Consider the following 23,599-nt stretch of genomic DNA (forward strand, 5'->3'; position numbering starts at 1 on the left):
CCTCTTCCTGGCTGAAGCCGGTCCCACAGGGTGCGCGGTGTAATTGTGGGACCGGCTTTAGCCGGGAAGAGGCCTGTGTGAACACCCTGACGTTTGCGGTGTATCGACTGACGCCTTCCCGGCTGAAGCCGGTCCCACAGGGGTGCGCGGTGTAATTGTGGGACCGGCTTTAGCCGGGAAGAGGCCTGTGTGAACACCCTGACTTTTGCGGGGTATCAGCTGACGTCTTCCCGGCTAAAGCCGGTCCCACATGGGTTCAGCGAAGGTTGGTCTTCGCCAGTTCCAGCACCATGTCCGCTTTACCGTTCATCACAGCCTTGAGCATGAACAGGCTAAAGCCTTTCGCCTGGGCCAGTTTGATCTTCGGCGGCATGCCCAGCTCCTGCTTCGCCGTGACGACATCCACCAGCACCGGACCTGGATGTTCGAAGGCTTTCTTCAGCGCGTTCGGCAGGTCCGCCGAGTCTTCCACGCGAATGCCCAGAATGCCCGCACCGATGGCGATGTTGGCAAAATTGGTGCTGTCGAAATCCGTGTCATGGGGCACATACCCGCCCGCCTGCATTTCCATCGCGACGAAGCCCAGGGAGCTGTTGTTGAACACCACCAGCTTGATCGGCAGGTTCAATTGGCGAATCGACAGCAAGTCACCCATCAGCATCGACAAGCCGCCATCGCCGCAGAGCGCCACCACTTGCCGCTGAGGGAATGCCGCCTTGGCGCCCAGGGCCTGGGGCATGGCGTTGGCCATGGAGCCGTGATTGAACGAACCCAGCAGCGAGCGCTTGCCGTTCATGGTCAGGTAGCGCGCGGCCCACAGCGTCGGCGTGCCGACATCGACGGTGAAGATCGCGTCCGGGTCGGCGTAGGCGTCAACCAGTCGCGTCAGGTATTGCGGATGAATCGGCTCGCCATGGCCCGACGGCGTGGCCAGCTCGTCGAGTTCTTCACGGGACTTGGCGTAGTGGTCCAGCGCCTTGTCCAGGAACTTGCGGTCGGTGTGGGCCTTGAGACGCGGCAGCAGTTCGTCCAGGGTTTCGGCGATGCCGCCGGCCACGCCGAGGGCCACCGGCACGCGACGACCGATCGCCGTGGGGTCGATGTCGATCTGAATGACCTTGGCTTTTTCCGGGTAGAAATTGCGGTACGGGAAACTGCTGCCGAGGATCACCAGCGTGTCGCAGGCCATCATCGCGTGATAGCCGGAGCTGAAACCGATCAGCCCGGTCATGCCGACGTCGAAGGGGTTGGCGTATTCGATGTACTGCTTGCCGCGCAGCGCGTGAACCACCGGGGCAGACAACTTCTCGGCCAGCGCGACCACCTGATCGTGGGCCTCGGCACAGCCGGCGCCCGCGAGAATCGTCACGGCTTTGGATTTGTCCAGCAGGTCGACCAGCCGTTGCAGGTCGGTTTCTGCCGGTATGACCCGCGCCGGCGCGTGATCGACCCACTCGGGTTTGATGTCCGGTGCCGCGCTCAGGGCGACGTCGCCGGAAATCACGATCACCGCAACACCGCGCTGACTGATGGCCGCACGCATGGCCCGCTCCAGTACGCGGGGGAACTGTTCGGGCGTGCTGACCGTTTCGACGAAGTGGCTGCACTCCTTGAACAGGTCGGTGGGGTGGGTTTCCTGAAAGTAATTCAGGCCGATTTCGGAGGACGGGATCTGCGCAGCGATGGCGAGGACCGGCACGCCGCTGCGGTGGCAGTCATACAGACCGTTGATCAAATGGAGATTGCCCGGACCGCAACTGCCCGCACACACCGCCAGCTTGCCGGTGGACGCTGCTTCCGCCCCTGCCGCGAACGCCGCGACTTCTTCGTGACGGGTGTGCATCCACTTGATCTTGCCCAGGCGCTGGAGGCTGTCGGTCAGACCGTTCAGGCTGTCGCCGCTGACGCCCCAGATCTTCGAGACGCCGGCTGCGGCGAGGGTTTGGGCGAGGTAATCGGCGATGGTTCTGCTGGACATGGGGCAAGTTCCTTGTCGAGTCGAATGAGCGCGCGAGGCCGGAACAGACATCACGCGTGGTCTCAAATCGACCTATAGCGCCGGGGACAGTTCAGTGCGTCTTGGGGAAACGCACCCGCCCGCAAGCGCCAGATCTCACACCGGCGGCTGGCCCGGCGCCTTGCTCGGCTCGGCGATCTGCACCTTGGGGTTGATCGGCGTTGCACTCGGCGTCGCATATTGCTGTTTCAGGTGGCCGTCCGGATCCAGCAGCCAGGCATCCAGAATTTCCCGCACCACGGGACCTGCCACGCGTCCGCCCGCCTCGCCGTTCTCGATCATCACGGCGACGACAATCCTGGGATTGGCCGCCGGGGCAAAACCGACGAACAAGGCGTTGTCGCGGTGGCGTTCCAGGGTCTTGTCGCGGTTGTAACGTTCGCCCTGCTTGATCGCTACCACCTGCGCGGTGCCGCTTTTGCCGGCAATGCGGTACTGCGCACCTTGCGCGGCCGCACGGGCGATGCCGCGCGGGTCGTGCATCACCGCTTGCATGCCGTTGTTGACCTGATCCCACTCGTGGGAGTCACGCAGCACGATGTTCGGCATCGGGTGCTCGTCCACCGGCGCCACACCGCCGATTTCCTTGGCCAAGTGCGGACGGTGCCACACGCCTTTGCTGGCGATCAGCGTCGTCGCCTGGGCCAGTTGCAGCGGCGTCACCTGCATGTAGCCCTGGCCGATGCCGAGGATCACGGTCTCGCCCGGGAACCACGCCTGACGGCGGGTGATGCGCTTCCACTCTTTCGACGGCATGAGGCCCGCCGACTCTTCGAACATGTCCAGGGAGACCTTCTGGCCGATGCCGAACATGGTCAGGTAATCGTGCAGGCGGTCGATGCCCAGCTTGTGGGCCAGGTCATAAAAATAGGTGTCGTTGGAGCGCATGATCGCCGCATACAAGTCCACCCAGCCATCGCCGCTGTGGTTCCAGTTGCGGTACTTGTGGTCGAAATCCGGCAGCTGGAAATAGCCCGGGTCGAACACCCGCGTCGACGGCGTGACGACGCCGCTGTCCAGGCCGGCAATCGCCACTTCCGGCTTGATCGTCGAGCCCGGCGCATACAGCCCGCGCAGCACGCGGTTGAACAGCGGCCGGTCGACTGAATCGCGCAGCGCGGAATACTCCTTGAAGCTGATACCGGTGACGAACAGGTTTGGGTCGAAGCTCGGCTTGCTGACCATCGCCAGCACTTCGCCGGTGGCCGGATCGATGGCAACCACCGAGCCGCGACGATCGCCCAGCGCGTGTTCCGCCGCCTCTTGCAGCTTGATGTCCAGGCTCAGGGTGATGTTTTTGCCGGCCACCGGATCGGTGTGCTTGAGCACCCGCAAGACGCGGCCCTGGGCGTTGGTTTCCACTTCTTCGTAGCCGACATGACCATGCAGCTCGCTCTCGTAGAACCGCTCGACGCCAGTCTTGCCGATGGACTGCGTGCCGCGGTATTCCACCTGATCCAGCTGCGTCGCTTCCTTCTCGTTGATCCGTCCGACGTAGCCGATGGAGTGCGCGAAGTGCTCCGCCAGCGGGTAGTGGCGAACGAACTGCGCCTCGACGTCCAGCCCCGGCAGCTGGAATTGGTTGACCGCCAACAGCGCGATCTGCTCTTCCGTCAGCTCATACAACAGCGTCACCGGCACGAAGCGGTGGGGCGAGTTTTTCATCGCCTTGTCGAAGATGATCCGGTCCTCGTCCGGCAGGTTGAGGATCTGCATCAGTTCGTCGATCACCGCATGCCAGTCCCCTGCGCGCTCGCGGGTCATGGTCAGGTTAAAGCTGGGCCTGTTGTCGGCGAGGATCACGCCGTTGCGGTCGAAAATCAGCCCGCGCTCCGGCGGGATCGGCAGCACGTGGACGCGGTTGTTTTCAGAGATGGTCGAGTGGTAGGCGAATTCGGTGACTTGCAGGAAGTACATGCGGCACACCAGCGCGACGCTGAGCATGGCCACGAAAACGGCGCAGGCGATCAAGCGCTTGTTGACCAGCCGGGTTTCCTTCTCGTGGTCTTTTAAAGGTATTGGATCGGGCATTTCTGCAGCTACTCGGTGAACAGATGGACGGCACAGTCAGCACTCCGCGTGGATATGCGGGACGCAAATGGCGTGCACGATACCAAGAAGTCGCCCTGCCAACGGGCTCAACTTTATGAAGATTCTGTCAGGTTGAGGCGGCCGCCGGCTCCGATGCGCAGTCCATATGGGTGGCTCGGGGAGAGATGACGAGAGCCCAGGACTGTTCGATTGTTACCCGAACGCGCTGCGACTGTTACGCGATGGGTAAGAGTCATTTACCGAATTCACCCACTGCAATACTTGGTAACACATCTATCATGGCACTTGGCGTGAAAAAATGCGGATCAGTTACGGCAACTCCCCGCTCAGCGTGCGCTATTCGCCCGCTGGCCTGCCAGAGATCCAATGTCACACCCCGCCAAGAGCCACTTGCCGTGCACATCGTATGCGCGGCAATACCCGTGATAAAGAACGCAGAGCACAGCCCCGGCACGGACCCTTTCACAATGGCCTGTGGGGGCGTGGTTTTGCAGGAGCCCTGAATGACAGAAAAATCCAAAGGCCTCACCCGCCGCCAGTTGCTGAAAGGTTCAGCCACGACGCTGGCGGTGGGCGCCGCTGCCACGGCCCAGGCCGCCACCGTCGTCGGCGTTCCGCAGTGGGTGCCCTTCGACCACAACGGTCCGATGCACTACGACACCCCCGGCTGGCAATTCTTCACCGATGCCGAGGCCTCTGCGGTGGAAGCCATCGTGGCACGGCTGATCCCCGCCGATGACCTCAGCGTCAGCGGCAAGGACGCCGGTTGCGCGGTGTTCATCGACCGTCAGCTGGCGGGCGAGTACGGCACGTTCAGCCGTCTGTACATGCAGGGCCCGTTCGTTCAGGGCACGCCGATGCAGGGCGACCAGTCGGAACTGGTACCGCGCCAGCGTTATCGCCTCGGCCTCGCAGGCCTTGAAGGCTATTGCCAGAAGCAGTTCCAGAAAAACTTCAGCGCCCTGACCGCAGAACAACAGGACAAGGTCCTGACCGGTCTGGACAAAGGCGAGATTACGCTGGAAGTCATCGACGCGAAATTGTTCTTCCAGCAAGTGCTGGGCAACACCATGGAAGGCTTCTTCGCCGACCCGGTCTACGGCGGCAACCGCGACATGGTGTCGTGGAAAATGATCGGCTTCCCTGGTGCCCGCTACGACTACCGCGAGTACATCGGTCTGCATAACCAGAAGCTCAATCTGGTGCCGCTCTCGATCATCGGCAGCTCCGCCTGGACCAAGAAGGGTTAATTCGACATGGCCAAAAAACTACCTTCCACGGACGTCGTGGTCGTCGGGCTCGGCTGGGCCGGATCCATCATCGCCAATGAACTGGCTGACGAAAATCTGAAAATCATCGGCTTCGAACGCGGCCCGTGGCGCGACACCGCTGCCGATTTCAACGTCGCCTCGGCGGCAGACGAACTGCGCTACAACCGCCGTCAGGACTTGATGGCGAGAACCCGGCAAAACACCACGACCATGCGCAACAGCCTGACCGAGACAGCGCTACCCATGCGCAGCTGGGGCTCGTTTCACCCCGGCAATGGCATCGGCGGCGCAGGCAATCACTGGGCCGGCATCACCTTTCGTTTCCAGCCCCACGAATTCCGGCTGCACAGCCACCTGACCGAGCGTTATGGCAAAGAGCTGTCGCCTGAATTGACCCTGCAGGATTGGGGCACTGACTGGGACGAAATGGAGCCTTACTACGCCAGGTTCGATCGCCTGGCAGGCATCTCCGGCAAGGCCGGCAACATCAAGGGCGTGATCCAGGAAGGCGGCAACACCTTCGAAGGCGCGCGCTCCGAGGAATACCCGAACCCGCCGACGCAACAGACCTACGCGCCGACGCTGTTCGCAGAAGCCGCGAAAAACCTGGGCTACAAGCCGTTCCCGGTGCCTTCGGCCTTGCTCTCGCGCCCGTATGTGAACTCCCTTGGCGTGGCAATGGGTGCCTGCACCTTCTGCGGTTTCTGCACCAACTATGGCTGCGCCAACTACTCCAAGGCCAGCGCCATCACCACCGTGCTGCCGGTGCTGGTGCGCAAGCCAAACTTCACCGCGATGACCAACTGCGAAGTCCTGCGCGTGACCATGGACAGCAGCGGCAAACGCGCCACGGGCATCGTCTACATGGATTCCAGCGGCGAAGAATGGGAACAGCCGGCCGAACTGGTGGTGATCAGCGCGTTCATCTTCGAAAACGTGCGCCTGATGCTGTTATCCGGCGTCGGCCAACCGTACGACCCGGTGACCAACACCGGCACCACGGGCCGCAACTACGCGTACCAAACGGCGAACAGCGTGCGCATGTTCTTCGATGACAAGAACTTCAACCCGTTTATCGGCGGCGGCGCCATCGGCATGGGCATCGACGAGTTCAACAACGACAACTTCGACCATTCGGGTCTGGGTTTTGTCGGTGGCGGCAGCACCCGCGTGACGCCGATCGGCGCTGCGCCCATCGACTCCCGCCCTCTCCCGCCCGGCACCCCGGCCTGGGGTTCGGAGTGGAAGAAAGCCACGGTGAAGAACTACGCCAGCACCATGTCCATCGGCTGTGAAGCAAGCAGCTACGCGACGCGCACCAACTATCTGTCGCTGGACCCGACCTATAAAGATCCGCTGGGTCGCCCGCTGCTGCGCATCACCTTCGACTTCCCGGAAAACGATCGCAAAATGGCCGCGTACGTCACCGGCAAGGTCGGCGAGATCGCCAAGAGCATGAACCCGCGGCAGATGGTGCCCAGCTCCCAGCAAGGGCACTGGAACAGCGCGCCGTATCAGTCGTCGCACATCGTCGGCGGCTTCATCATGGGCGCCGACCCGAAGAACAGCTCCGTGAACAAACACCTGCAAGTGTGGGGCGTGCCGAACCTGTTCGTGGTCGGCTCATCCGCCTTCCCGCAGAACCCCGGCTACAACCCGACTGGCACCGTCGCGGCACTGGCCTTCAAAGCGGCGGATGCCATCCGCACCCGCTACCTCAAGCGTCCAGGGGAGATGATCAGCGTATGAAAACTCTTCTGACGGTCTGCGCAGGCGTTATCGGCTTGTCTGTTTCCCTGGCTCATGCCGCAACCGGCGCCGATTCCTACAACATCGTGGAAAAAGGCCGCTACCTGACCACCCTGGGCGACTGCACCGCGTGCCACACGGTCCCGGGCAAACCGCTGTTCTCCGGTGGCGTGATCCTCGACACACCTTTCGGCAAGCTGGCGGGCGCCAACATCACCCCCGACCCGGCCACCGGTATTGGTCGCTGGGCCTTCGAGGACTTCCAGAACGCCATGTCCAAAGGCCACGGTCTGGACGGCAAGCGCTTGTATGGCGCCATGCCGTTCACCGCGTACACCAAGGTGCTGCGTGAGGACAATCTGGCGATCTTCGCGTACCTGAAGACGGTGGATCCGGTGGAGAACAAGGTTGAAACCAACCAGCTGCCCTTCCCCTTCAACGTGCGCACCAGCCTGATCGGCTGGAACCTGATCAACTTCAAAGAAGGCGAGTTCAAGGCCGATCCGCAGAAGTCCGAACAGTGGAACCGCGGCGCGTATCTGGTGGAAGGTCTGGGCCACTGCGGCACGTGCCATACGCCGAAGAACCTGATTGGCGGTGACAAGAACGATCAGTTCCTCGCCGGGGCCAATCTGCAGAACTGGGTCGCGCCGAACATCACCTCCACTGGCCACGATGGCATTGGTGCGTGGAGCGAGGCGGACATCGTCAAGTACCTGAAGACCGGCGCAAACCGTTTCGACATCGCGTCCGGGCCGATGGCCGAGGAAGTCGAGCATTCTTCGCAGCACTGGAAGGATGAGGATTTGCTGGCGGTGGCGGTGTACTTGAAAGACGGTGCCAAGCCGGTTGAGGCAGCCAAGCCGGTTGCGGCGAACGATGCGGCGATGGTGGCGGGCAAGGCGATTTATGCGGATCGCTGTTCGGCGTGTCATACGCCGACGGGTGAAGGCGCGGCCAATCTGTTCCCGAAACTGGCGATGGCGCCGTTGGTCAACAGCAACGATCCGTCGTCGCTGATTCGCGTGGTGCTGGCGGGCAGTCGTGCCGGTGCGACCGATGCTGCGCCGACGGCTCCGGCGATGCCGGCGTTTGGCTGGAATCTGTCGGATGAGAATATCGCGGACGTGCTGACGTATGTGCGTAATACGTGGGGCAATGCGGCGCCGGCTGTGTCTGGATCGGATGTGAAGGATGTGCGTGAGGGGTTGAGGGCGAAGTGACGCTTCACCGCAAGATCAAGAGCGTCTGCCTAAGGGCAGACGTTTCGCCTTCGGCGAGTTACTTGGAAAAGCACCCCAAGTAACCAAGGGTGCTTGCTCCTGGTTGGGTTCCTCCTGCGTCGGAATTCCCTCCCTCCGACGACGCTCCGTGGGCCCGCGCCGAACGGACATCCATGTCCTGACGGCGCTCTCGCCGCATCCCTGCGGCTCGGCCCACTGCGCGAGACCTGCGTTCAGCCTGCACCCAAGTCGCGATGGGTGTCGTCTGGACCTTCTGTGTACGAAGATCAAAAGCGCGTTTAAGCAGATCAAAGGCTTCCCGGCTAAAGCCGGTCCCACTGGCTGCATGCGTTGCTTTTAGTGGGACTGGCTTTAGCCGGGAAGAGGCCCGCTCGGGCACCATCAATCTTGCAGCTCAACGCTTGGTGATCGTTCCCACGCTCCGCGTGGGCATGCAGCCCTTGACGCTCAGCGTCCATTCCCGGCTAAAGCCGGTCCCACTGGCTGCATGCGGTGTTTTTAGTGGGACCGGCTTCAGCCGGGAAGAGGCCCGTTTGGCACCGATGTCCTCGGAGGATGAGCTGGATACCAACCCATCATTCACTTGTACGATGTCTTATCACGAGGTATTACTAGCGCCCCGTAAAAAAATAATAGAACGGAGATCGCTACATGGACTCATCCCTGTCCGCCTTGCCCGAGCACGCTGAGACCCTTGAGCGCTCAAGCGGTAACACGCGCCGCAGCTTCCTGAAAAAGTCCCTCGCCGTGTCCGCCACGCTGGCCGCCGTTGGCAGCGCCGCTCTGCCCCGCCTCGCTTCTGCCGGCGAGCCCCTGAGCCAGCGTTACCCGGATCCGCTCATTCACATTCTCGACGACAGCTTTCTCGAACTGCGTGTCTTCAACGCCAGCGTCGAAAAACTCGCCACCGGCATGCGTTGGGCCGAAGGGCCGGTGTGGGTCGGCGACGGGCGCTACTTGCTGGTCAGCGACATTCCCAACAACCGCATCATGCGTTGGGACGAAATCACCGACACCTTCACGGTGTACCGCGAGCATTCCAACTTCTCCAACGGGATGTGCCGCGATCGCCAGGGCCGCCTCATCGTCTGCGAAGGTTCCACCACCACCAGCGAAGGCCGGCGCATCACCCGCACGGAATACAACGGCACCATCACCGTGCTGGCCGACAGCTTCGACGGCAAACCCTTCAACTCCCCCAACGACATCGTCTGCAAAAGCGACGGCTCAATCTGGTTCAGCGACCCGCCCTTCCAGACCAGCAACAACTACGAAGGCCACAAAATCACCCCGACCCAGCCAGACGCGGTTTACCGCATCGATGGCGAGAGCAGGAAAGTCACCCGGGTGATCGACGACCTCGCCGGTCCCAACGGCCTGTGCTTTTCGCCTGACGAAAAGACCCTGTACGTCGTCGAAGGTCGCGCCAAGCCGAACCGCCTGATCTGGGCCATCGCGGTCAAGGACGACGGCACCCTGGGCGAACGCCGCAAACACATCGAAGGCCTGGACTACGCTGCCATCGACGGAATGAAGTGCGACGAAGCGGGCAACCTGTGGTGCGGCTGGGGCGGCAACGGCGACCCCAAGGCCGACCTGGAAAAACTCGATGGCGTGCGCGTGTTCAATCCTCAGGGCAAGGCCATTGGGCACATCTCGCTGCCGGAGCGCTGTCCTAATCTTTGCTTTGGCGGACGCGAAGGGAATCGGTTGTTTATGGCGAGCAGTCACTCGATTTACTCGCTGTTTGTGAATACGCGTGGGGCTACGTTTGTGGTATGAGGGGCTGGCTGCATCACAAGACGGTCAAACGACCGTCTACCTGCGCACTGCTCTTGGGCTAAAGGGGACCGCCCCCTGTAGGGTTTAAGTGTCACGGTCTGGAAATATGAAGATGTCCAAGTTGGAATGCCTCGCTCAGCTCCACTTCTTCATTAATGTCCCCATCGCTCAAACACTTGCACGGCTTATTCTCTAGTGCCGCGCACACCAGATCGTATAGCGCCAACGATTTAAAATTGACCTCAAGCCATAGTGTACTGTGGTCATCATGGCTCAAGCGTGCGTCGTAATCCGCTTCAGTTTTAGAATTTTGATCTTTCAAGTACAAAAACCCTTGATCTGCCCGAACGCAAGACTCACTCGCTTTTAAAGAATCCATAATGCGCTGGGCTGTAAGATCGTTAGAAAAAACTAATCTATATTCATGACTCATGAGCCGTGCGGCCTCCCTCGAACTGTGGGTAAATCGATGGGATTGCGAATGCCGATATGACTCTTGTTTGGATCCGTCGTGACGGTGCCGTGATCATCTAGAGCGTTTCCTGAAGGATCCACTTTATGAATATGTGCGTTATTTCCAGACTTGTAACCACAAGGTTTCTGGTTCCCATACTTATGAACTTTTACGACGGAACCATCCGAGTGCTTCCACATTTCATTCACTCCGTTGTCCGTCACCTTTAAGAATCTTGCGTCATCCAGGCCTACTCCCGCGCGGAAAGTGCTCCAGCCTTTCATACGAGGTAGATCTGAGGAAGCTGAAAGTCCCAGCGGGTCGATCCAACCCGTGGGATTTGGCACGTAGTGGTAGAGGTTCAGCCCACCACTGTAGCCAATCGGATCCTTGCTGATAAACCGCCCGACCCTCGGATCATAGTACCGATGGCGGTTGTAGTGCAGGCCGGTTTCGTGGTCGTGGTACTGGGCCTGAAATCGGATAGGGTTGGTCAGGCCGACTTTCTGGGCGAATTCAGAGCGCTGTTCTTGCGCTTCGCCCCACGCTTTGTATTGCGCGCTCCAGGCGGTGTGGCCGTTTTGGTCAGTGATTTCCTGCGGCGTGCCGAGGTGGTCGCATTGGTACCAGGCGAGGACGTCGATGGGTAGCGCGACCGGTTTGTAGGTCCAGAGCGGGTCTTCTTTGAAGTTGTAGCGACCTTGGTAGGTCGGCTGGCTCACGAGGCGGATGGTTTCGTGGCGGATGGCCTGGGCCACCGGGACAAAGGTGCCGGGCTCGTGGATGTAGTGGACGGTTCGGCCGAGGGCGCCGGCGTATGGCGGCGGGCTGCTTTCCCACGCGAGGTTGTCGCCGTCCCAGCCGTAGAGGGTGAAGCCGCAGCCGAGCTCGCGCTCTTTGCGGGCGTGTTCGTTTTCGTTCCAGCCGGTGCCGGCTTCGGGCCGTGGCCTGTAGTGCGCCTTCGACAGTTTGTAGAGGCGGCGTCCGAGTGGGTCGTAGCCGAAGTCGACGGTGAGGCGCGGATCGCAGAAGTGTACGAGGCGATCGAAGAGGTCCCAGTGCAGCTCGCTGCGCAGGCCGTTGGTCCAGCGCTCCGTCTGGTTGCCGCGTTCGTCGTACTCGTAGTGGTTACCGGCGTAGTCGCGCAGCAGGTTGTCGACGAGTTTGTGGCGGGCAGGTTCGGGATCTAAAGGCCGGCGAACTGGCACTGCGCTTTCGTTGAGCAGGTTGCTTGCCGGATCGAAAGCGAAGGTTTCGGTGCCCAAGCGACTGGTGGCGCTGAGCAGTCGGCTGACGGGGTCGTAGCGATATGAGAGCGGACCGCGACGGCTATCATTGATGTCGGTAAGTTGGCCGGCGGCGTCGTACTGGTAAGCGCGTTTAATCAGAACGGACTTGTCGTCGCTGCGTCCGAGTCGCTGTTCGTGAAGGCGTCCCGCTGGGTCCCATTGCTGGGTTTGCAGCAAGTTATTGCCTTGATGGCGGGCGACTTCGCGGTGCAGGTCATCGCGTTCGTAACTGAGCAGTTCGTGCTAGTCGAGCTTCAGACCCAGCAGATGACCACTGCCATAGGTCAGCCAGCTGACGCGATGTCCGTCCGGGCGAATGGTGGCGACGCGGTTGTTGAGCGCGTCGTACTCGTGCTGCCAGACGGCAACCAGGGGCTTATCCAGATTCGAATAATGCTGGTGCTCGCGCAGCAAGTTGCCGGCCGGATCGTGAAACCATTGCAGGCGGCTGGCGGCGTTGGTCGCCATGACCAACTGGCCATTGCCGTCGTAGGCGAAGGTTTCGCTCTGGGACTTTTCGCCGAGCGTGGCGCGGCGTTCGGTGAGACGGCCCATGGGGTCGAAGGTCAGTGCAATGGTGCGCTGGCCGTTGACCGTCTGAGCCAAGCGTCCCGTTTCGAGATCGTATTGATAGCGGGTCGAGCGTCCGTCGAAGCCGCGCTCTTCCAGCAGCCTGCCCACAGGGTCGTAGTGAAAATGGGCGCGGCGTTCGTTTTCGTTTTCCAGCGCTACGAGGCGGCCAAGCTTGTCCCAGCGATAGCGCAAGGTCTGTTCGGCGGGGTCGACGCGTTCAGCGATAAAACCGGCGGCGCTATAACGCCAGGTGGTGCAGCGTTCGAGGCCATCGGAGTGGGCCAGCAAACGACCTTCGGCGTCGCGGCTAAAGCGTTCCTCGGTGTGGTCCGGATGCTTGATCAGCACCAACTGGCCGGATTTGTATTCGTACGTGGTGCTGTGGCCAGCGGGATCGGTGAAGCGAATCATCTGGCCGCGTTGGTCGTAGTCCCAAGCGCTCACCTTGCCGGAGCAGTCGGTGTACCTAACGAGTTGTCCGGCGTCGTTGTAGGCCAGCTCCTTCGTATTGCCGTTGGCGTCCTTGATCGCCGTAGGAAGGCCAAACGTGTTGTAGGCGTATTCGGTAACGTTCTCTAGCGGATCAATCGCTTCAACGAGATTTCCGCGATGGTCATAGTCCCGTTTCCACAACCCACCCTCGCCATCACTGATTTTGATCAGGTGACTCTTATCGTCGTAGGCGTAATTCATCACGCTGTGATCAGCGCGGGTGTGTTCCGTCAGATTGCTGAGCTTGTCGTAGCGGTAACGGTCGGTACTGCCATCGGTGTGGACGTGACGAATGATATTTTTCGCCTGATCACGAAAGAACCACTCGGAACGGCCATCGGCATGACAAATGCGATAGGTGTAACCCAGGCTGTCGTAGTAGTGCCGGGTTTCGTGGCCCAAACCGTCAGTGACGTAGGTGAGGCGGATGGTTTCATCCCACGACAGCCGGGTGTCGAAACTGCCGTCGTCGGCCCACTCACGCACGGCTTTCGCGTCGGGACCGGAGCCCTGCCATTGCAGGTTCAGCCCACGATTAGTGCGGTCGGTGTACCGAGTGATGAGATGGTTTTGATACTGATAACGCCACGCAGCGCCGTTCTCGTCCTGAGCCAGATCAAGGTCGCCATAATCGTCGTACTGATACGCGCACAGCTGACGTTTGACTTCGCCGTCCCGTATTTCCCAGAGACCCGTCAGACGCCCCTGATCGTCGATCAAGGTGCCAAGGCGAAGATGGACTTTGTTTACATCTTTCTCCGAGTAAGTCACCAGTTCGGAGAGCACCAACTGTCCATCATGACGATGCTCGTGATGCAGCATCACCCCGGCGCCATTGGGCAAAACCTTGTTGATCAAAACGAAGCGCTCGCCCCGGCGAACATAGGTTTCCCTGTGCTCAAGCCCCCGCATCAGCACTAACCGATCTTTGCTGAGGCGAATGACGGTCAGATTTTCAATAGCGTTGAAGTGAAACAGCTTGACCTTGGGCAGAGGGAATTCATGGCTGCGGCCATCGGCGTCGTGGAAGACCAGGCCGTCGCCAACGAGATCAAAGCGTGTAGTAAACGGCGTGATCCAGCGTGCGCCGATGATGTCCTGATCGTAAGCATCGAGACTTGAGCAGTAGGTCCGCGTCCACTCAAGGGGAAACGGTCCCGGCAAACTGAAGTCGGTATGACTGACCGATTCAGAACCCATCGCAAAACTGATGCTGTTACCCGTAGCAGCACAGGCACAATTCTTCTGCTCGTTGGGCCGGCCCTTTGCAGGTTTCTCGTGCTGAACAACTTCGAGCTTGCCTTCGCCGGCCTGGCGCTTGGCCTGATTAACAACTCCGGGCTTAATGTTGAAGGACTGCCCACGCACATTGCGCGCACGCCAGGTGACCACCGCACCCGCCAATGTCTGCAGCAACGCCCCGATCGAGTGCTGAGCCCCAGGATCCGCCAGACGAGTAATCTGCTTCCGAAGCTCGGGAGCCAGGTCACGCAATAAATCGGCCTGTCGGACCACCTCTTTTTTTACTGCTTCAGGCACGAAATGTTCAATTGCGCCATTAACCGCACCCTTGCCCGCAGCAACGCACACATCCGCAGCCGCTGCGAAAATATTGCCAATCGCAGCTTGAGGATCGTAGGCCCAGAGATCGCCAGCGGCCTGAACCAACTGCTCGGCCTCAAGCAAATCGGCCTTGGCGTTCAGCTTCGGGTTGACCAGCTTTTCAAGACCAGCAGCGATCTCAAGCAGCACGCCTTCGCCCAGCTTCCCGGCGTCAGCTAGAATCCCGGGAAGCTTGCCCTGCGCCTGGGTGACAAAGTCATCAAGCGTCCCAACAATGTCCGCATTCAGGTGCCCGATCAGCACCTCGATCAGCGAATCACCCAACACCAACTTGCCCGCCTGACGCATCTCCTGACGCACCAGAAACAACGTCGGCCGCAGGCTCATCCGCGCTGCCGCCATGGTCGGCGGCGTCGGCAAGACGCCAATTAAATTGATGCCCAAACTGACCCAATCCAACGGATCGCGCTTCTCACTGGTCGCCAGCCGAACGATGTCATTCAGCGCATCAACCAGCGCCATGATGTTGCCCACCACAGGCAAAAAACCCGCAGCGCTTTTGATCCGGTCGAGCGAAACAACCCCACCGCTGATGTCCTGCAGCCAGGCATCGACATTGGCCGCACCCGCCCCAACGTCCTCAATCTGAATCTGATCAAGCGGAACAATCGCAACCTGAGCTTCGCGCTTTACAACCTCCATACCCGCGCTCATGACAACTTCTCGCCGTCCAACAGGCCCGGCACCTCAAGCAAGCCTTCGTCCACCGTCGGCACTGGCAGGCTCGCAAGCTTCCCGCTTTTTATGACCCCAGTGAGAAGGCTTGAAGCGATCGGCAGAGCCGCAGTAGCAAGCGCTGGCAAACCTAAACCCGCCGCGCCAGTGTCAACCGCGGCCGTCATCACCTGCGCAACATCCCAGTTCTTGCTCGGCAGCCCCTCAGTCACCGACGCCTCTAACTGTGCCGGAACATCCCCCGCACTTGGCGGCATGACCGGCCATTCGGGCTTGCCGATGAAGCTGTCTTCCGTCCAGGTGTCCGCCGGGTCCTTGCCGAAGACCACTCTTCCAGGCCCGGGTGCAGCACCGGGAACAGTCGCGAACCCCTTGGCATCAAGGGATCCTTTGAGCCGCTGGCCCAAAGCATCGATCACCTCAAACCCGCCGCCCTGAATACCTTGCTGACCCGCGTACTGGTTGAACAACTGAAGGTCGCCCTCGCCCGGTTTAGGTGGCTCGGGGAACACGCCCGCGAGGTTTTTCGCCGAGGTGTAGGCAAAGTTGGCCGCGTGGGCGGTGTACGGCCCAGTGGTGACGTGGGTGATGCCGCCCGCGTTGTAAGTGGTGGCGCTGCCGCCGCCCTGGATCACCAGCTCGGTTTTAGCGGTCAGGGTGATGCGCTCGGCGTTGGCGGTGATGTTGAGTTTGGCCAGCAGGTTGATGCTGTCCTTCAGGGCGCGCACGTCGATGTCGCCGGACGCCGCAACCAGACGCCAGCCGAGGCTTTGCACGAACAGGCGCATGCCTTGGCTGGCGCTGGCCAAGAAGCGTTTACCCACGGAAAAGCTGGTGTGTCCCGTGCTGCTCAACGCCAGGTGTTCGCCGGTGGCGATGTGGCTTGAACGTGGCGTGGTCAGGGCGATGCCGGCCGGGCTGGCGAGGACCAGATGCGGTTCGGTGAACTCGGGAAACTCGTTGGCATTTTTGTTCGCCGGGCCGCTGCCGAGCACGCCCTGATGCTGGGCGTGCAGGGCTTTGGCGACGTCATCTTGATCGCCGGGCTCTTGGGCCTGCAATTCCTTGGCCTGCAGCGCGAAACCGTCCTGTTGATCGGCGGCAGTGGCCAGGCGTTCGGCGGTTTCCGGCAGGTCCTTGTGGTGCTTCGATTCGTTGGGACGCGGCTCGGTGGTGATCAACAAACCTGCGGCGGCGCGCACGGCCCCGTGGCGATCGGTGCGCAGCTCGAAACCTTCGCCCCGGGGCTGGCCGCCGGCGGGCCGCGGATGGGTCAGGTAGCCGAGATTGATGGCACTGGCGCCATGGTCGCTGCGCAGGGCAATGCTGATCTCGCTGGTGGTGTCATCGATGCGCAATTCGTTGGCGCGGCTGCCCTTGTATTCCTTGCTCTTGACCGTGGCCACGGTCCTGAAGTCCGGCAGTTTGTACGGCGGCAAGTGGGCGCCGTGGTACAGGCAACCGGTGATGAGGGGCTGGTCGGGGTCGCCTTCGAGGAAGGTGATCAGGACTTCCATGCCGACCCGCGGCAGGTTGATCGCACCGAAGTTCTGACTGGCCCAGTTCGACGCCACGCGCATCCAACAGCTGGTCTTGTCGTTGTGCTGGCCTTCACGGTCCCAGAAAAACTGCACCTTCACCCGGCCGTGCTGATCGCAGTAAATCTCTTCGCCTTCGGGCCCGGTGACCACGGCGCTTTGCGTGCCCAGCACCTTCGGTTTCGGATGCTCCAGCGGTGGCCGATAGTGCACGTCCCACGGCATGGCGCTGAAACGGTTGCGATAGCCCTGATGGAAATCGCTTTTCAGGTCAGTGACGTCGCTGGTGATGACCTCTTCAAGCACCTGCGGCTGCTTGCCCTCGTGGAAGACCTCGGTCAGCAGCCACAGGTCATTCCACACGGGGTTGGCGTGTCCGGTGAGGGCGAGAAAGTGGCCGCTGACCAGCCGTGGCTGATCACTGCTGCCTTCGGCCAGCCGATAGTCACTGCGGTGGCGCTCGAGTGCGCGATTGGCCAGATGCCGACCACGTTCGCGATCGGCGAAACGGCCAGGATAGTCGTAATCTTCGAGGTCCGGGACGGCCGCACTTTGGGCTGTGCTCTCCAGCTGGAACTTCGGCTTGGTGAAGTCGTAATCACGCCGCGTGGTGCGGCTGGTGCGGGTGTTCATGCGCAGGCCGAAGCGCTTGATCACCCGGGCGCCGGCGACCAGTCCGGTGTCCTGCTGATAGAGCACCGGCGCCAGTTTCGGGAACACCGTCTGGTCGTCGCCGAACACCAGCAAATGGCCCTTGGCGCTGTGCTGAAAATGAAAGTGAATGCCTTCCTCTTCGCACAGGCGCTGGATGAAATGCAGGTCAGATTCGTCGTACTGCACGCAGTAGACGCGCTCGGGGTAGGTCGCACCGAGCTGGAACCGGTAATCGATGGAGAGAATGCCGTGCTCTTTCAGGACCTGGCTGATGATCTGCTGGACCGTCATCTGCTGGAAAATGCGCTGGTTGATCCGGTGCGCCAGGTAAGCCAACTGCGGTCGCAGGGAAATCCGGTAGCGGGTCAGGCGCTTGCCCGCATCACCCTGGGCGATGCTGTAAACCAGCCCGTGAACCCCGGTGCCGTCCTCGGCCAGCTGCAGAAACGTCTGCCCGTGCAGCAGGCTTTCAAGGTCGAGCGCGGCCTTTTCGCTGACCAGCTCCAGCTCGAATTCAAACGGTTGGTTGAGGCGCTCGCGGCCGGTGAAAGACAGCACTTGAAACAGCTTGTCCTGCCCATTGAGGGTCAGGCTGAATTGGGCTTGGTTGGCCGGTGCGAACATCCCTTGTTCCTTATGCGCTGTTGCGGCAGACGTCGATGCAAAGGGAGCGATCAGCGGCTGCGAATGCGTGGAAGGACAGCGAACCGCCTCGCCTTTGCTGGCGTCGGTGGTGCTCTCCGCGGTCTGGAAATCGCGATCGATCAGGGTCATTCGCGTATCCAGAGGACGACGGAGATATCAAGGCCCGTGCCAGAAGGACCGCGGGCCTTATGGCCCAAGGGTTTGCGGGGGATTCTTGCGGGGTCAGGGTGATGTTCGGTTAGAAATCCCGGGGAATGTGCGCAAGAAGTTGCGCACCCCTGCGCAAGTTCTTGCGCACTCCTCTGCAGACCACGAACGACGTGGCCTGCAGAGCGTTGAGCGGGCAATCAGCGCCAATAGACTGCGCAACTTATTGCGCATGATGGCGATGGGTAATTACAGGGCAGTGGGAGGTGCGACAGGGTTTTCAAAGGTCCGGCAGGGATCGGCGGCGTTGCGCCGCCGATCCCATGGCGCCCGATCAGTACTCGGCGTCGGCATCCGCCAGATGGGTGTTGAACGCAGGTCGCGTCCCGCCCACTCGCGCGAGGAAATACAGCGCCACCCCCACCAGCATCAGCGCCCCGGCACGCAGCCAGGTTTCGGCACTCTGCTGCGTCAGCAGGATCAGGCACGACACGATCGCCAGCACCGGCACCCACGTCGGCACGCGGAAATGGTCAGCGTCGACCACGTCACGCCGCAACACCAGCACCGCCAGGTTGGTGCTGATGAACACGAACAACAGCAGCAGGACCACGGTTTCCGCCAATGTTGCCAGCGAGCCGGTCAGGGTCAGGATGATCGCGACCACCGACGTGGCGACAATGGCCACCCACGGCGTCCGGCGTTCCGGCAGCACGTTCGACAGCGCGTTTGGCAGCAAGCCCTGGCGCGACATGCCGTACGCCAAACGGCTTGACATGATCATGGTCAGCAGCGCGCCGTTGGCCACGGCGACCAGCGCAATGAAGGCGAAAAGCTTTGGTGGAATGCCCAGATGCGAAGCCTTGACCACTTCCAGCAACGGTGCCGAGGAATGCACCAGTTGCTCGATGGGCATGACGGAGGCGGCTGCGATGCCGACCCCCATGTAGATCGCCCCGGCAATCAGCAGCGCACCGAACAACGCGCGGGGGTAGACCGTGCGCACGTTGCGCACCTCCTCTGCCAGATTGGCCGAGGTCTCGAAGCCCACAAACGAATAGAACGCCAGTAACGCCGCCCCGAGCACGGCCAACGCCGGGTTGACGCCCTCCTTGAATTGCACGGCGCGGGACAAATCCGCGTCGCCGGAGCGGAAAAACCACACGGCCGCGATGATCACCAGCAGCAGGCCCGAGACTTCAATCACCGTCATCACCAGATTGGCGGACAGTGATTCCTTGATGCCGCGCGCGTTGAGCAAGGCGATGACCACCAGGAAGATCAGCGCCACGATATGGGGTGGGAGGTCGATGAAGGGCGCCATGTAGTCGCCAGCGAACGCCAGAGACAGCCCCGCCGCGCTGGTCACGCCCGCCGCCAGCATGCAGAAGCCCACCAGAAACGAGATCAAGGGCGACTTGAATGCCTTGCCGGCAAACACGGCTGAGGCGCCGGCGTGGGGGTATTTGGTGACCAGCTCGGCGTAAGAGCCTGCGGTCAGCATGGCGAAGCACAGCGCGATGAGCAGCGGCACCCAGATCGCCCCGCCCACTTCACCGGCGATGGTCCCGGCCAGGGCGTAAACCCCGGCGCCCAGTACGTCGCCAAGGATGAAAAGCAGGAGCATGGGGCCGGTGACCGCGCGTTTGAGTGCTCGGCTCGGTTGTGGCGAGTGTGATGTCATGGGCTGGCTCCGGCGATGTGGCGGTGTTCGGGCTTTGAGTTTAAGGCTGACCCGGTTGGCGGGATTTAAGGGGCTGATTTATCGACAACCCTTCACCGTCAATAAATCTGTCCCCGCTTTGCGGAGAACGTCTGACTTAAGCCGGCTTCCAGCTCACCGCATCTATCCCCAGTCGCTCGGCCTTGGGCTTGGACAGTTTGATGGCTCTGTCGCTCCGGTATTTGGGGATGTCGGCGACACCGGCATCCACCGCAGCCCAGTGCCACGCCTCAGCGTTGTCCATTTGCGTGGCGCACACGTAGAACCATCGTGGCTTGCCATGGAAAAGGTATTCGATGCGGTAGTGTTGGGTATGTTGCATGGTCTTGATCTCGTTCACAGGGTCGATTTCGTTTCAGGTTTCCGGCTTGGGTGGACGACTGACTCACCGCAGGGGGTAGAGCTGCAGACTAGGGATCCGCCGGTGGCGCTGTGGACCGAATGTGGGTGCCCGGGGCCGAGGGTTGACGGAGGTGCATGATGTGGGCGCGGCCGGTGGGGTCCGCCCACCCATCCGCCGTAAAGCCCATCATCAGTCGCGGTGCAGCCAATGAGTCCGATAACGCCGGGGTCGGACGGGAACAGGTCAGGTTCTTCTCAGGGGATGACCGCATTGAAAGTCTCCATATCGAGGCCTCAGGCTTTCAAGGGGCGGCTTCGTGCCGCGTTCTAACTGGGTGGTGAAGGCATTGATACAAGGGATGCCAATAAACAGGCCTTACAACGGCCCGGTAAAAAGTTGACCGTATGAGATCACTGGATGTTCATCCTGAATTTAAAATTTCGGGACGAGCGGCTGAGTGCCTGTTTGAACCCTTTATTTGAACTCGCCCATCAACCAAAGAGATGCATTGAGTGCATCAGCAGACGCAACTCATTCGTTCGAATAGGTGCAGAGCGTCGACAACTAACGCTACGCGCCACTCATCCGCAACTCATCAAAGCTTCTCAACGATCAAACGTCGAAGGCCATCGGATTAGTTGACCGTCAGTTATGGCAGGCCCACGGATTCACCTGCGGCAATGCGCTCGGCATGATCACGTCCGCGTTCGAGCCCGTGCTCGACGGTCCATTCCGAACCTGGCAGACGTTCCATATGCTCAACCACCCGTTCTCCATCCGCGGCATACACGCATACCAGTACTTCGACTACGTCGCCATTGGCACGCGCCCGGACTTCCAGCTGACAGCCGTTCTCCGCCGCTTCGGTATAGTTCTCATCGCTCGCCGGTAACTGCGTCCACTCGTTATAAACATCGCCGCGCGCAAACATGAAAGTGCACCTTGTTCTGATCGTGATTGAGGATGGCCAATAGCATTGACTGGGGCGGCAGCGAATGATTCCAGCGACCAAACCCGATCGGAGCGCCGCTTTGATTCGGCCCCATCCGCCGCTTTGCCCGTTATGCCGCTCGTCCACCAAGGCTGAGTGAAGCTAAACCATGCCCTAGGACATTCACTCCAGGCGTTAGTCAGTGTCACAGCAACTCGACACGTAGCAAGCTGGCTCACGTTTCGCCTCACGCTTCCCTAAAGGCCCCGCCAAAAAAGACCCACGATGACAAAACTCCCGAGCGACACACCCCCTGCCGTTACAGAATCTCACTGGGCCGCCGATAGCCCGGAACAGTCATAACGTTTTGCAGCGCTGCAAGTTGTGGGGTTGTCGTTTTTTTGAAATGGCGCGCGTTGGGTCCTTATTTATGAAATTTACGTTTCTAGATCGATTGAAGGCGCTGCTCTGCGTCCAGCAAGACAATACGCGACTGATGGAAGCGCAATACATTGCGCTGTCCAGACAGCTGCCCATGATGTACGTGATCCTGCTGATCAACACCCTGGCCCTTGCGGCCACCCATTACGGCATCGCTCCGCTATGGCTGACGGTCTACATCCCGCTGCTGTTGACGCTGGTGGGTGCCGTGCGAGCGGTCCTCTGGTGGCAAAGCCGCCGTCAGCCCATCACCACTGAGCAGATCTTCAGAAAACTGACCCGCACCAACCAGCTCACGGTGGTCATCGCGCTCGGCTTCACGGTCTGGGCGCTGCTGCTGTTTCCCTATGGCGACACGTACACCAAGTCCCACGTGGCCTTCTACATGGCGATCACGGTGATCGTCTGCATCTTCTGCCTGATGCACCTGCCCTCCTCGGCGATGATGACAACGGCAGTGGTCAACATCGCCTTCGTGGCGTTTTTTGCCAATGCCGGCAACGCTACGTACACCGCCATGGCCGCCAACGTGTTCCTCGTCTCGCTGGCCATGATCGTGGTTCTGCAGAACCATTACGGCGAGTTCACCCGGCTGGTGAACATGCAGATCCGCACGGAAAAGCTCAGCGATGACAATCAACGGCTGGCCAACGAAGACAGCCTGACCGGCCTGCCCAACCGACGACAGTTTTTCACCTTGCTCGACCATGCGCTTGAACACGCCCGGGACGACGCCACGCGGCTGGCGGTGGGGATGATCGATCTGGACGGGTTCAAGCCGATCAACGACTCCTATGGCCACGGCGTGGGCGACAAGCTGTTGCGCCAAGTCGGCCAGCGGCTGCGGGCGTTTGCCAGTGAGCAGCTGCACGTGGCCCGGCTGGGCGGCGATGAGTTCGGGTTGATCGTCGTCAAGGCCGGTGACGAAAGCGACCTGATCAAACTAGGCCAGTCGCTGTGCCGCACCATGCGCCAGCCCTTCGTGATCGGCGACATTCAGGTCAGCATCAGCGCCTCCATGGGCCTCGTGGTGTTTCCGGACCTGGCGAGCACCTCGACCGAGGCTTACGAATTCGCCGATTACGCCCTCTACACCAGCAAGCGCGAAGCACCCGGCGAGCTGTGCCTGTTCTCGGCCAGTCAGCATCAGCGCCTCAAGCGCGACATGCTCACCGAGCAGGGCCTGCGCCAGGCCAACGTTGCTGAAGAACTCACCCTGGTGTTTCAGCCGATCGTCGACATCCGCACCTCGCGCACGGTGGCATTCGAAGCGCTGGCCCGGTGGATGAGTCCGAAGCTGGGCAGCGTCGCGCCGGGGCACTTCATCGGTGTGGCCGAGCGGATTGGCCTGATCAACCGACTGACGCCGTCGCTGCTTGAAAAAGCCCTGCACGCGGCGCAGTTGTGGCCTGCCGATGTCAGGCTCGCGTTCAACCTGTCGGCTCACGATTGCTCGTCGATGGACGCTGTCGAACAGCTGATCGAGGTCATCCGCCAGAGCGGTTTCGACGCCTCGCGGCTGGACCTCGAAATCACTGAAACCGCCGTCATCAAAGACCTCGTGCAGGCACAACGGGCGATCAACGCGTTCCGTAAATTGGGCTGCGGCATTTCCCTGGACGACTTCGGCACCGGATATTCGAGCCTGAGCCAGCTTCATGCCCTGCAGTTGACCAAGCTGAAGATCGATCGCTCGTTCATCACCGACATTCACCAGAACGCCGCGAGTTTCAAGATCGTCAAATCACTGCTGGCGCTGAGTCAGGACATGGAATTGCAGTGCGTCAGCGAAGGCGTTGAAACCGAAGCGGAGCTGGAAGCGTTGCGGACCCTGGGCTGCACGCTGGTTCAGGGCTACCTGTTCTCACGGCCGATGCCCCTTGAGCAGACCCTGGAGTGGGTCGGCTCAACGCCGAGCGTGACGGCGGCGGCGATCGCTTTGTGAGTGTGTTCGGT

The 23,599-nt window shown here is 60.9% G+C and carries 14 protein-coding genes; 5 read left to right on the forward strand and 9 right to left on the reverse strand.

The window, feature by feature from the left end:
• Positions 1 to 256 precede the first annotated feature (256 nt).
• Both poxB and mrdA read right to left on the reverse strand, forming a co-directional pair.
• Entirely contained in the window at positions 257 to 1,978 is a 1,722-nt protein-coding gene (gene poxB / locus L4G42_RS05645; protein WP_237251008.1) for a ubiquinone-dependent pyruvate dehydrogenase, read from the reverse strand.
• A 135-nt stretch (positions 1,979 to 2,113) separates the two neighbouring features.
• Entirely contained in the window at positions 2,114 to 4,048 is a 1,935-nt protein-coding gene (gene mrdA, locus L4G42_RS05650) for a penicillin-binding protein 2 (protein WP_237251007.1), read from the reverse strand.
• A 524-nt stretch (positions 4,049 to 4,572) separates the two neighbouring features.
• On the opposite strand from mrdA, the gene L4G42_RS05655 reads away from it, so the two are divergent.
• The 4 genes from L4G42_RS05655 to L4G42_RS05670 all read left to right on the forward strand — a co-directional run bounded on the left by L4G42_RS05655 (position 4,573) and on the right by L4G42_RS05670 (position 10,115).
• On the forward strand, positions 4,573 to 5,319 hold the full coding sequence (locus L4G42_RS05655) for a gluconate 2-dehydrogenase subunit 3 family protein (protein WP_237259430.1): 747 nt from the start codon (positions 4,573 to 4,575) through the stop codon (positions 5,317 to 5,319).
• A 6-nt stretch (positions 5,320 to 5,325) separates the two neighbouring features.
• Complete coding sequence (locus tag L4G42_RS05660) at positions 5,326 to 7,089, forward strand: GMC family oxidoreductase (protein ID WP_237259431.1); 1,764 nt, start codon at positions 5,326 to 5,328, stop codon at positions 7,087 to 7,089.
• Positions 7,086 to 8,312, forward strand: a complete 1,227-nt coding sequence (locus tag L4G42_RS05665; RefSeq protein WP_237251004.1) for a c-type cytochrome — start codon at positions 7,086 to 7,088, stop codon at positions 8,310 to 8,312. The genes L4G42_RS05660 and L4G42_RS05665 overlap by 4 nt, the downstream gene beginning before the upstream one ends.
• A 672-nt stretch (positions 8,313 to 8,984) precedes the next feature.
• On the forward strand, positions 8,985 to 10,115 hold the full coding sequence (locus L4G42_RS05670; protein ID WP_237251003.1) for an SMP-30/gluconolactonase/LRE family protein: 1,131 nt from the start codon (positions 8,985 to 8,987) through the stop codon (positions 10,113 to 10,115).
• Between the two features lie 91 nt (positions 10,116 to 10,206).
• On the opposite strand, the gene L4G42_RS05675 is transcribed toward L4G42_RS05670, so the two are convergent.
• From L4G42_RS05675 to L4G42_RS05700, 7 genes are all read right to left on the reverse strand, one after another.
• Positions 10,207 to 10,548, reverse strand: a complete 342-nt coding sequence (locus tag L4G42_RS05675) for a hypothetical protein (protein WP_237251002.1) — start codon at positions 10,546 to 10,548, stop codon at positions 10,207 to 10,209.
• Positions 10,545 to 12,035, reverse strand: coding sequence for an RHS repeat-associated core domain-containing protein (locus L4G42_RS26255; RefSeq protein WP_419789333.1), 1,491 nt, complete (start codon positions 12,033 to 12,035; stop codon positions 10,545 to 10,547). Before L4G42_RS26255 ends, L4G42_RS05675 begins: the two co-directional genes overlap by 4 nt.
• Before the next feature lie 66 nt (positions 12,036 to 12,101).
• Positions 12,102 to 15,188 carry a DUF6531 domain-containing protein gene (locus L4G42_RS05680; protein ID WP_419789334.1) on the reverse strand — a complete coding sequence of 1,029 codons (3,087 nt, stop codon included), beginning with the start codon at positions 15,186 to 15,188 and terminating at the stop codon, positions 12,102 to 12,104.
• An 8-nt stretch (positions 15,189 to 15,196) separates the two neighbouring features.
• Positions 15,197 to 18,037 (reverse strand): type VI secretion system Vgr family protein, encoded by a 2,841-nt coding sequence (locus tag L4G42_RS05685; protein ID WP_237251046.1) that lies wholly within the window; start codon positions 18,035 to 18,037, stop codon positions 15,197 to 15,199.
• A gap of 502 nt (positions 18,038 to 18,539) precedes the next feature.
• Complete coding sequence (locus tag L4G42_RS05690) at positions 18,540 to 19,889, reverse strand: APC family permease (RefSeq protein WP_237251000.1); 1,350 nt, start codon at positions 19,887 to 19,889, stop codon at positions 18,540 to 18,542.
• A gap of 136 nt (positions 19,890 to 20,025) precedes the next feature.
• A complete protein-coding gene (locus L4G42_RS05695; RefSeq protein ID WP_237250999.1) occupies positions 20,026 to 20,250 on the reverse strand; it encodes a DUF6555 family protein in 225 nt (74 codons plus the stop codon).
• Between the two features lie 670 nt (positions 20,251 to 20,920).
• A complete protein-coding gene (locus L4G42_RS05700) occupies positions 20,921 to 21,202 on the reverse strand; it encodes a hypothetical protein (RefSeq protein ID WP_237250998.1) in 282 nt (93 codons plus the stop codon).
• A 430-nt stretch (positions 21,203 to 21,632) separates the two neighbouring features.
• Between L4G42_RS05700 and L4G42_RS05705 the strand changes: the two genes are divergently transcribed.
• Complete coding sequence (locus L4G42_RS05705) at positions 21,633 to 23,588, forward strand: putative bifunctional diguanylate cyclase/phosphodiesterase (protein ID WP_237260620.1); 1,956 nt, start codon at positions 21,633 to 21,635, stop codon at positions 23,586 to 23,588.
• Positions 23,589 to 23,599: the final 11 nt, after the last annotated feature.

This window comes from Pseudomonas petrae (genome assembly GCF_021728295.1).
Classification (GTDB): Bacteria; Pseudomonadota; Gammaproteobacteria; order Pseudomonadales; family Pseudomonadaceae; genus Aquipseudomonas; species Aquipseudomonas petrae.

What these genes read in the sequence shown, in the direction of transcription:
- poxB (WP_237251008.1), bottom strand. Translation starts at nt 1,978, where the DNA reads ATGTCCAGCAGAACCATCGCCGATTACCTCGCCCAAACCCTCGCCGCA.
- mrdA (WP_237251007.1), bottom strand. Translation starts at nt 4,048, where the DNA reads ATGCCCGATCCAATACCTTTAAAAGACCACGAGAAGGAAACCCGGCTG.
- L4G42_RS05655 (WP_237259430.1), top strand. Translation starts at nt 4,573, where the DNA reads ATGACAGAAAAATCCAAAGGCCTCACCCGCCGCCAGTTGCTGAAAGGT.
- L4G42_RS05660 (WP_237259431.1), top strand. Translation starts at nt 5,326, where the DNA reads ATGGCCAAAAAACTACCTTCCACGGACGTCGTGGTCGTCGGGCTCGGC.
- L4G42_RS05665 (WP_237251004.1), top strand. Translation starts at nt 7,086, where the DNA reads ATGAAAACTCTTCTGACGGTCTGCGCAGGCGTTATCGGCTTGTCTGTT.
- L4G42_RS05670 (WP_237251003.1), top strand. Translation starts at nt 8,985, where the DNA reads ATGGACTCATCCCTGTCCGCCTTGCCCGAGCACGCTGAGACCCTTGAG.
- L4G42_RS05675 (WP_237251002.1), bottom strand. Translation starts at nt 10,548, where the DNA reads ATGAGTCATGAATATAGATTAGTTTTTTCTAACGATCTTACAGCCCAG.
- L4G42_RS05680 (WP_419789334.1), bottom strand. Translation starts at nt 15,188, where the DNA reads ATGGAGGTTGTAAAGCGCGAAGCTCAGGTTGCGATTGTTCCGCTTGAT.
- L4G42_RS05685 (WP_237251046.1), bottom strand. Translation starts at nt 18,037, where the DNA reads ATGTTCGCACCGGCCAACCAAGCCCAATTCAGCCTGACCCTCAATGGG.
- L4G42_RS05690 (WP_237251000.1), bottom strand. Translation starts at nt 19,889, where the DNA reads ATGACATCACACTCGCCACAACCGAGCCGAGCACTCAAACGCGCGGTC.
- L4G42_RS05695 (WP_237250999.1), bottom strand. Translation starts at nt 20,250, where the DNA reads ATGCAACATACCCAACACTACCGCATCGAATACCTTTTCCATGGCAAG.
- L4G42_RS05700 (WP_237250998.1), bottom strand. Translation starts at nt 21,202, where the DNA reads ATGTTTGCGCGCGGCGATGTTTATAACGAGTGGACGCAGTTACCGGCG.
- L4G42_RS05705 (WP_237260620.1), top strand. Translation starts at nt 21,633, where the DNA reads ATGAAATTTACGTTTCTAGATCGATTGAAGGCGCTGCTCTGCGTCCAG.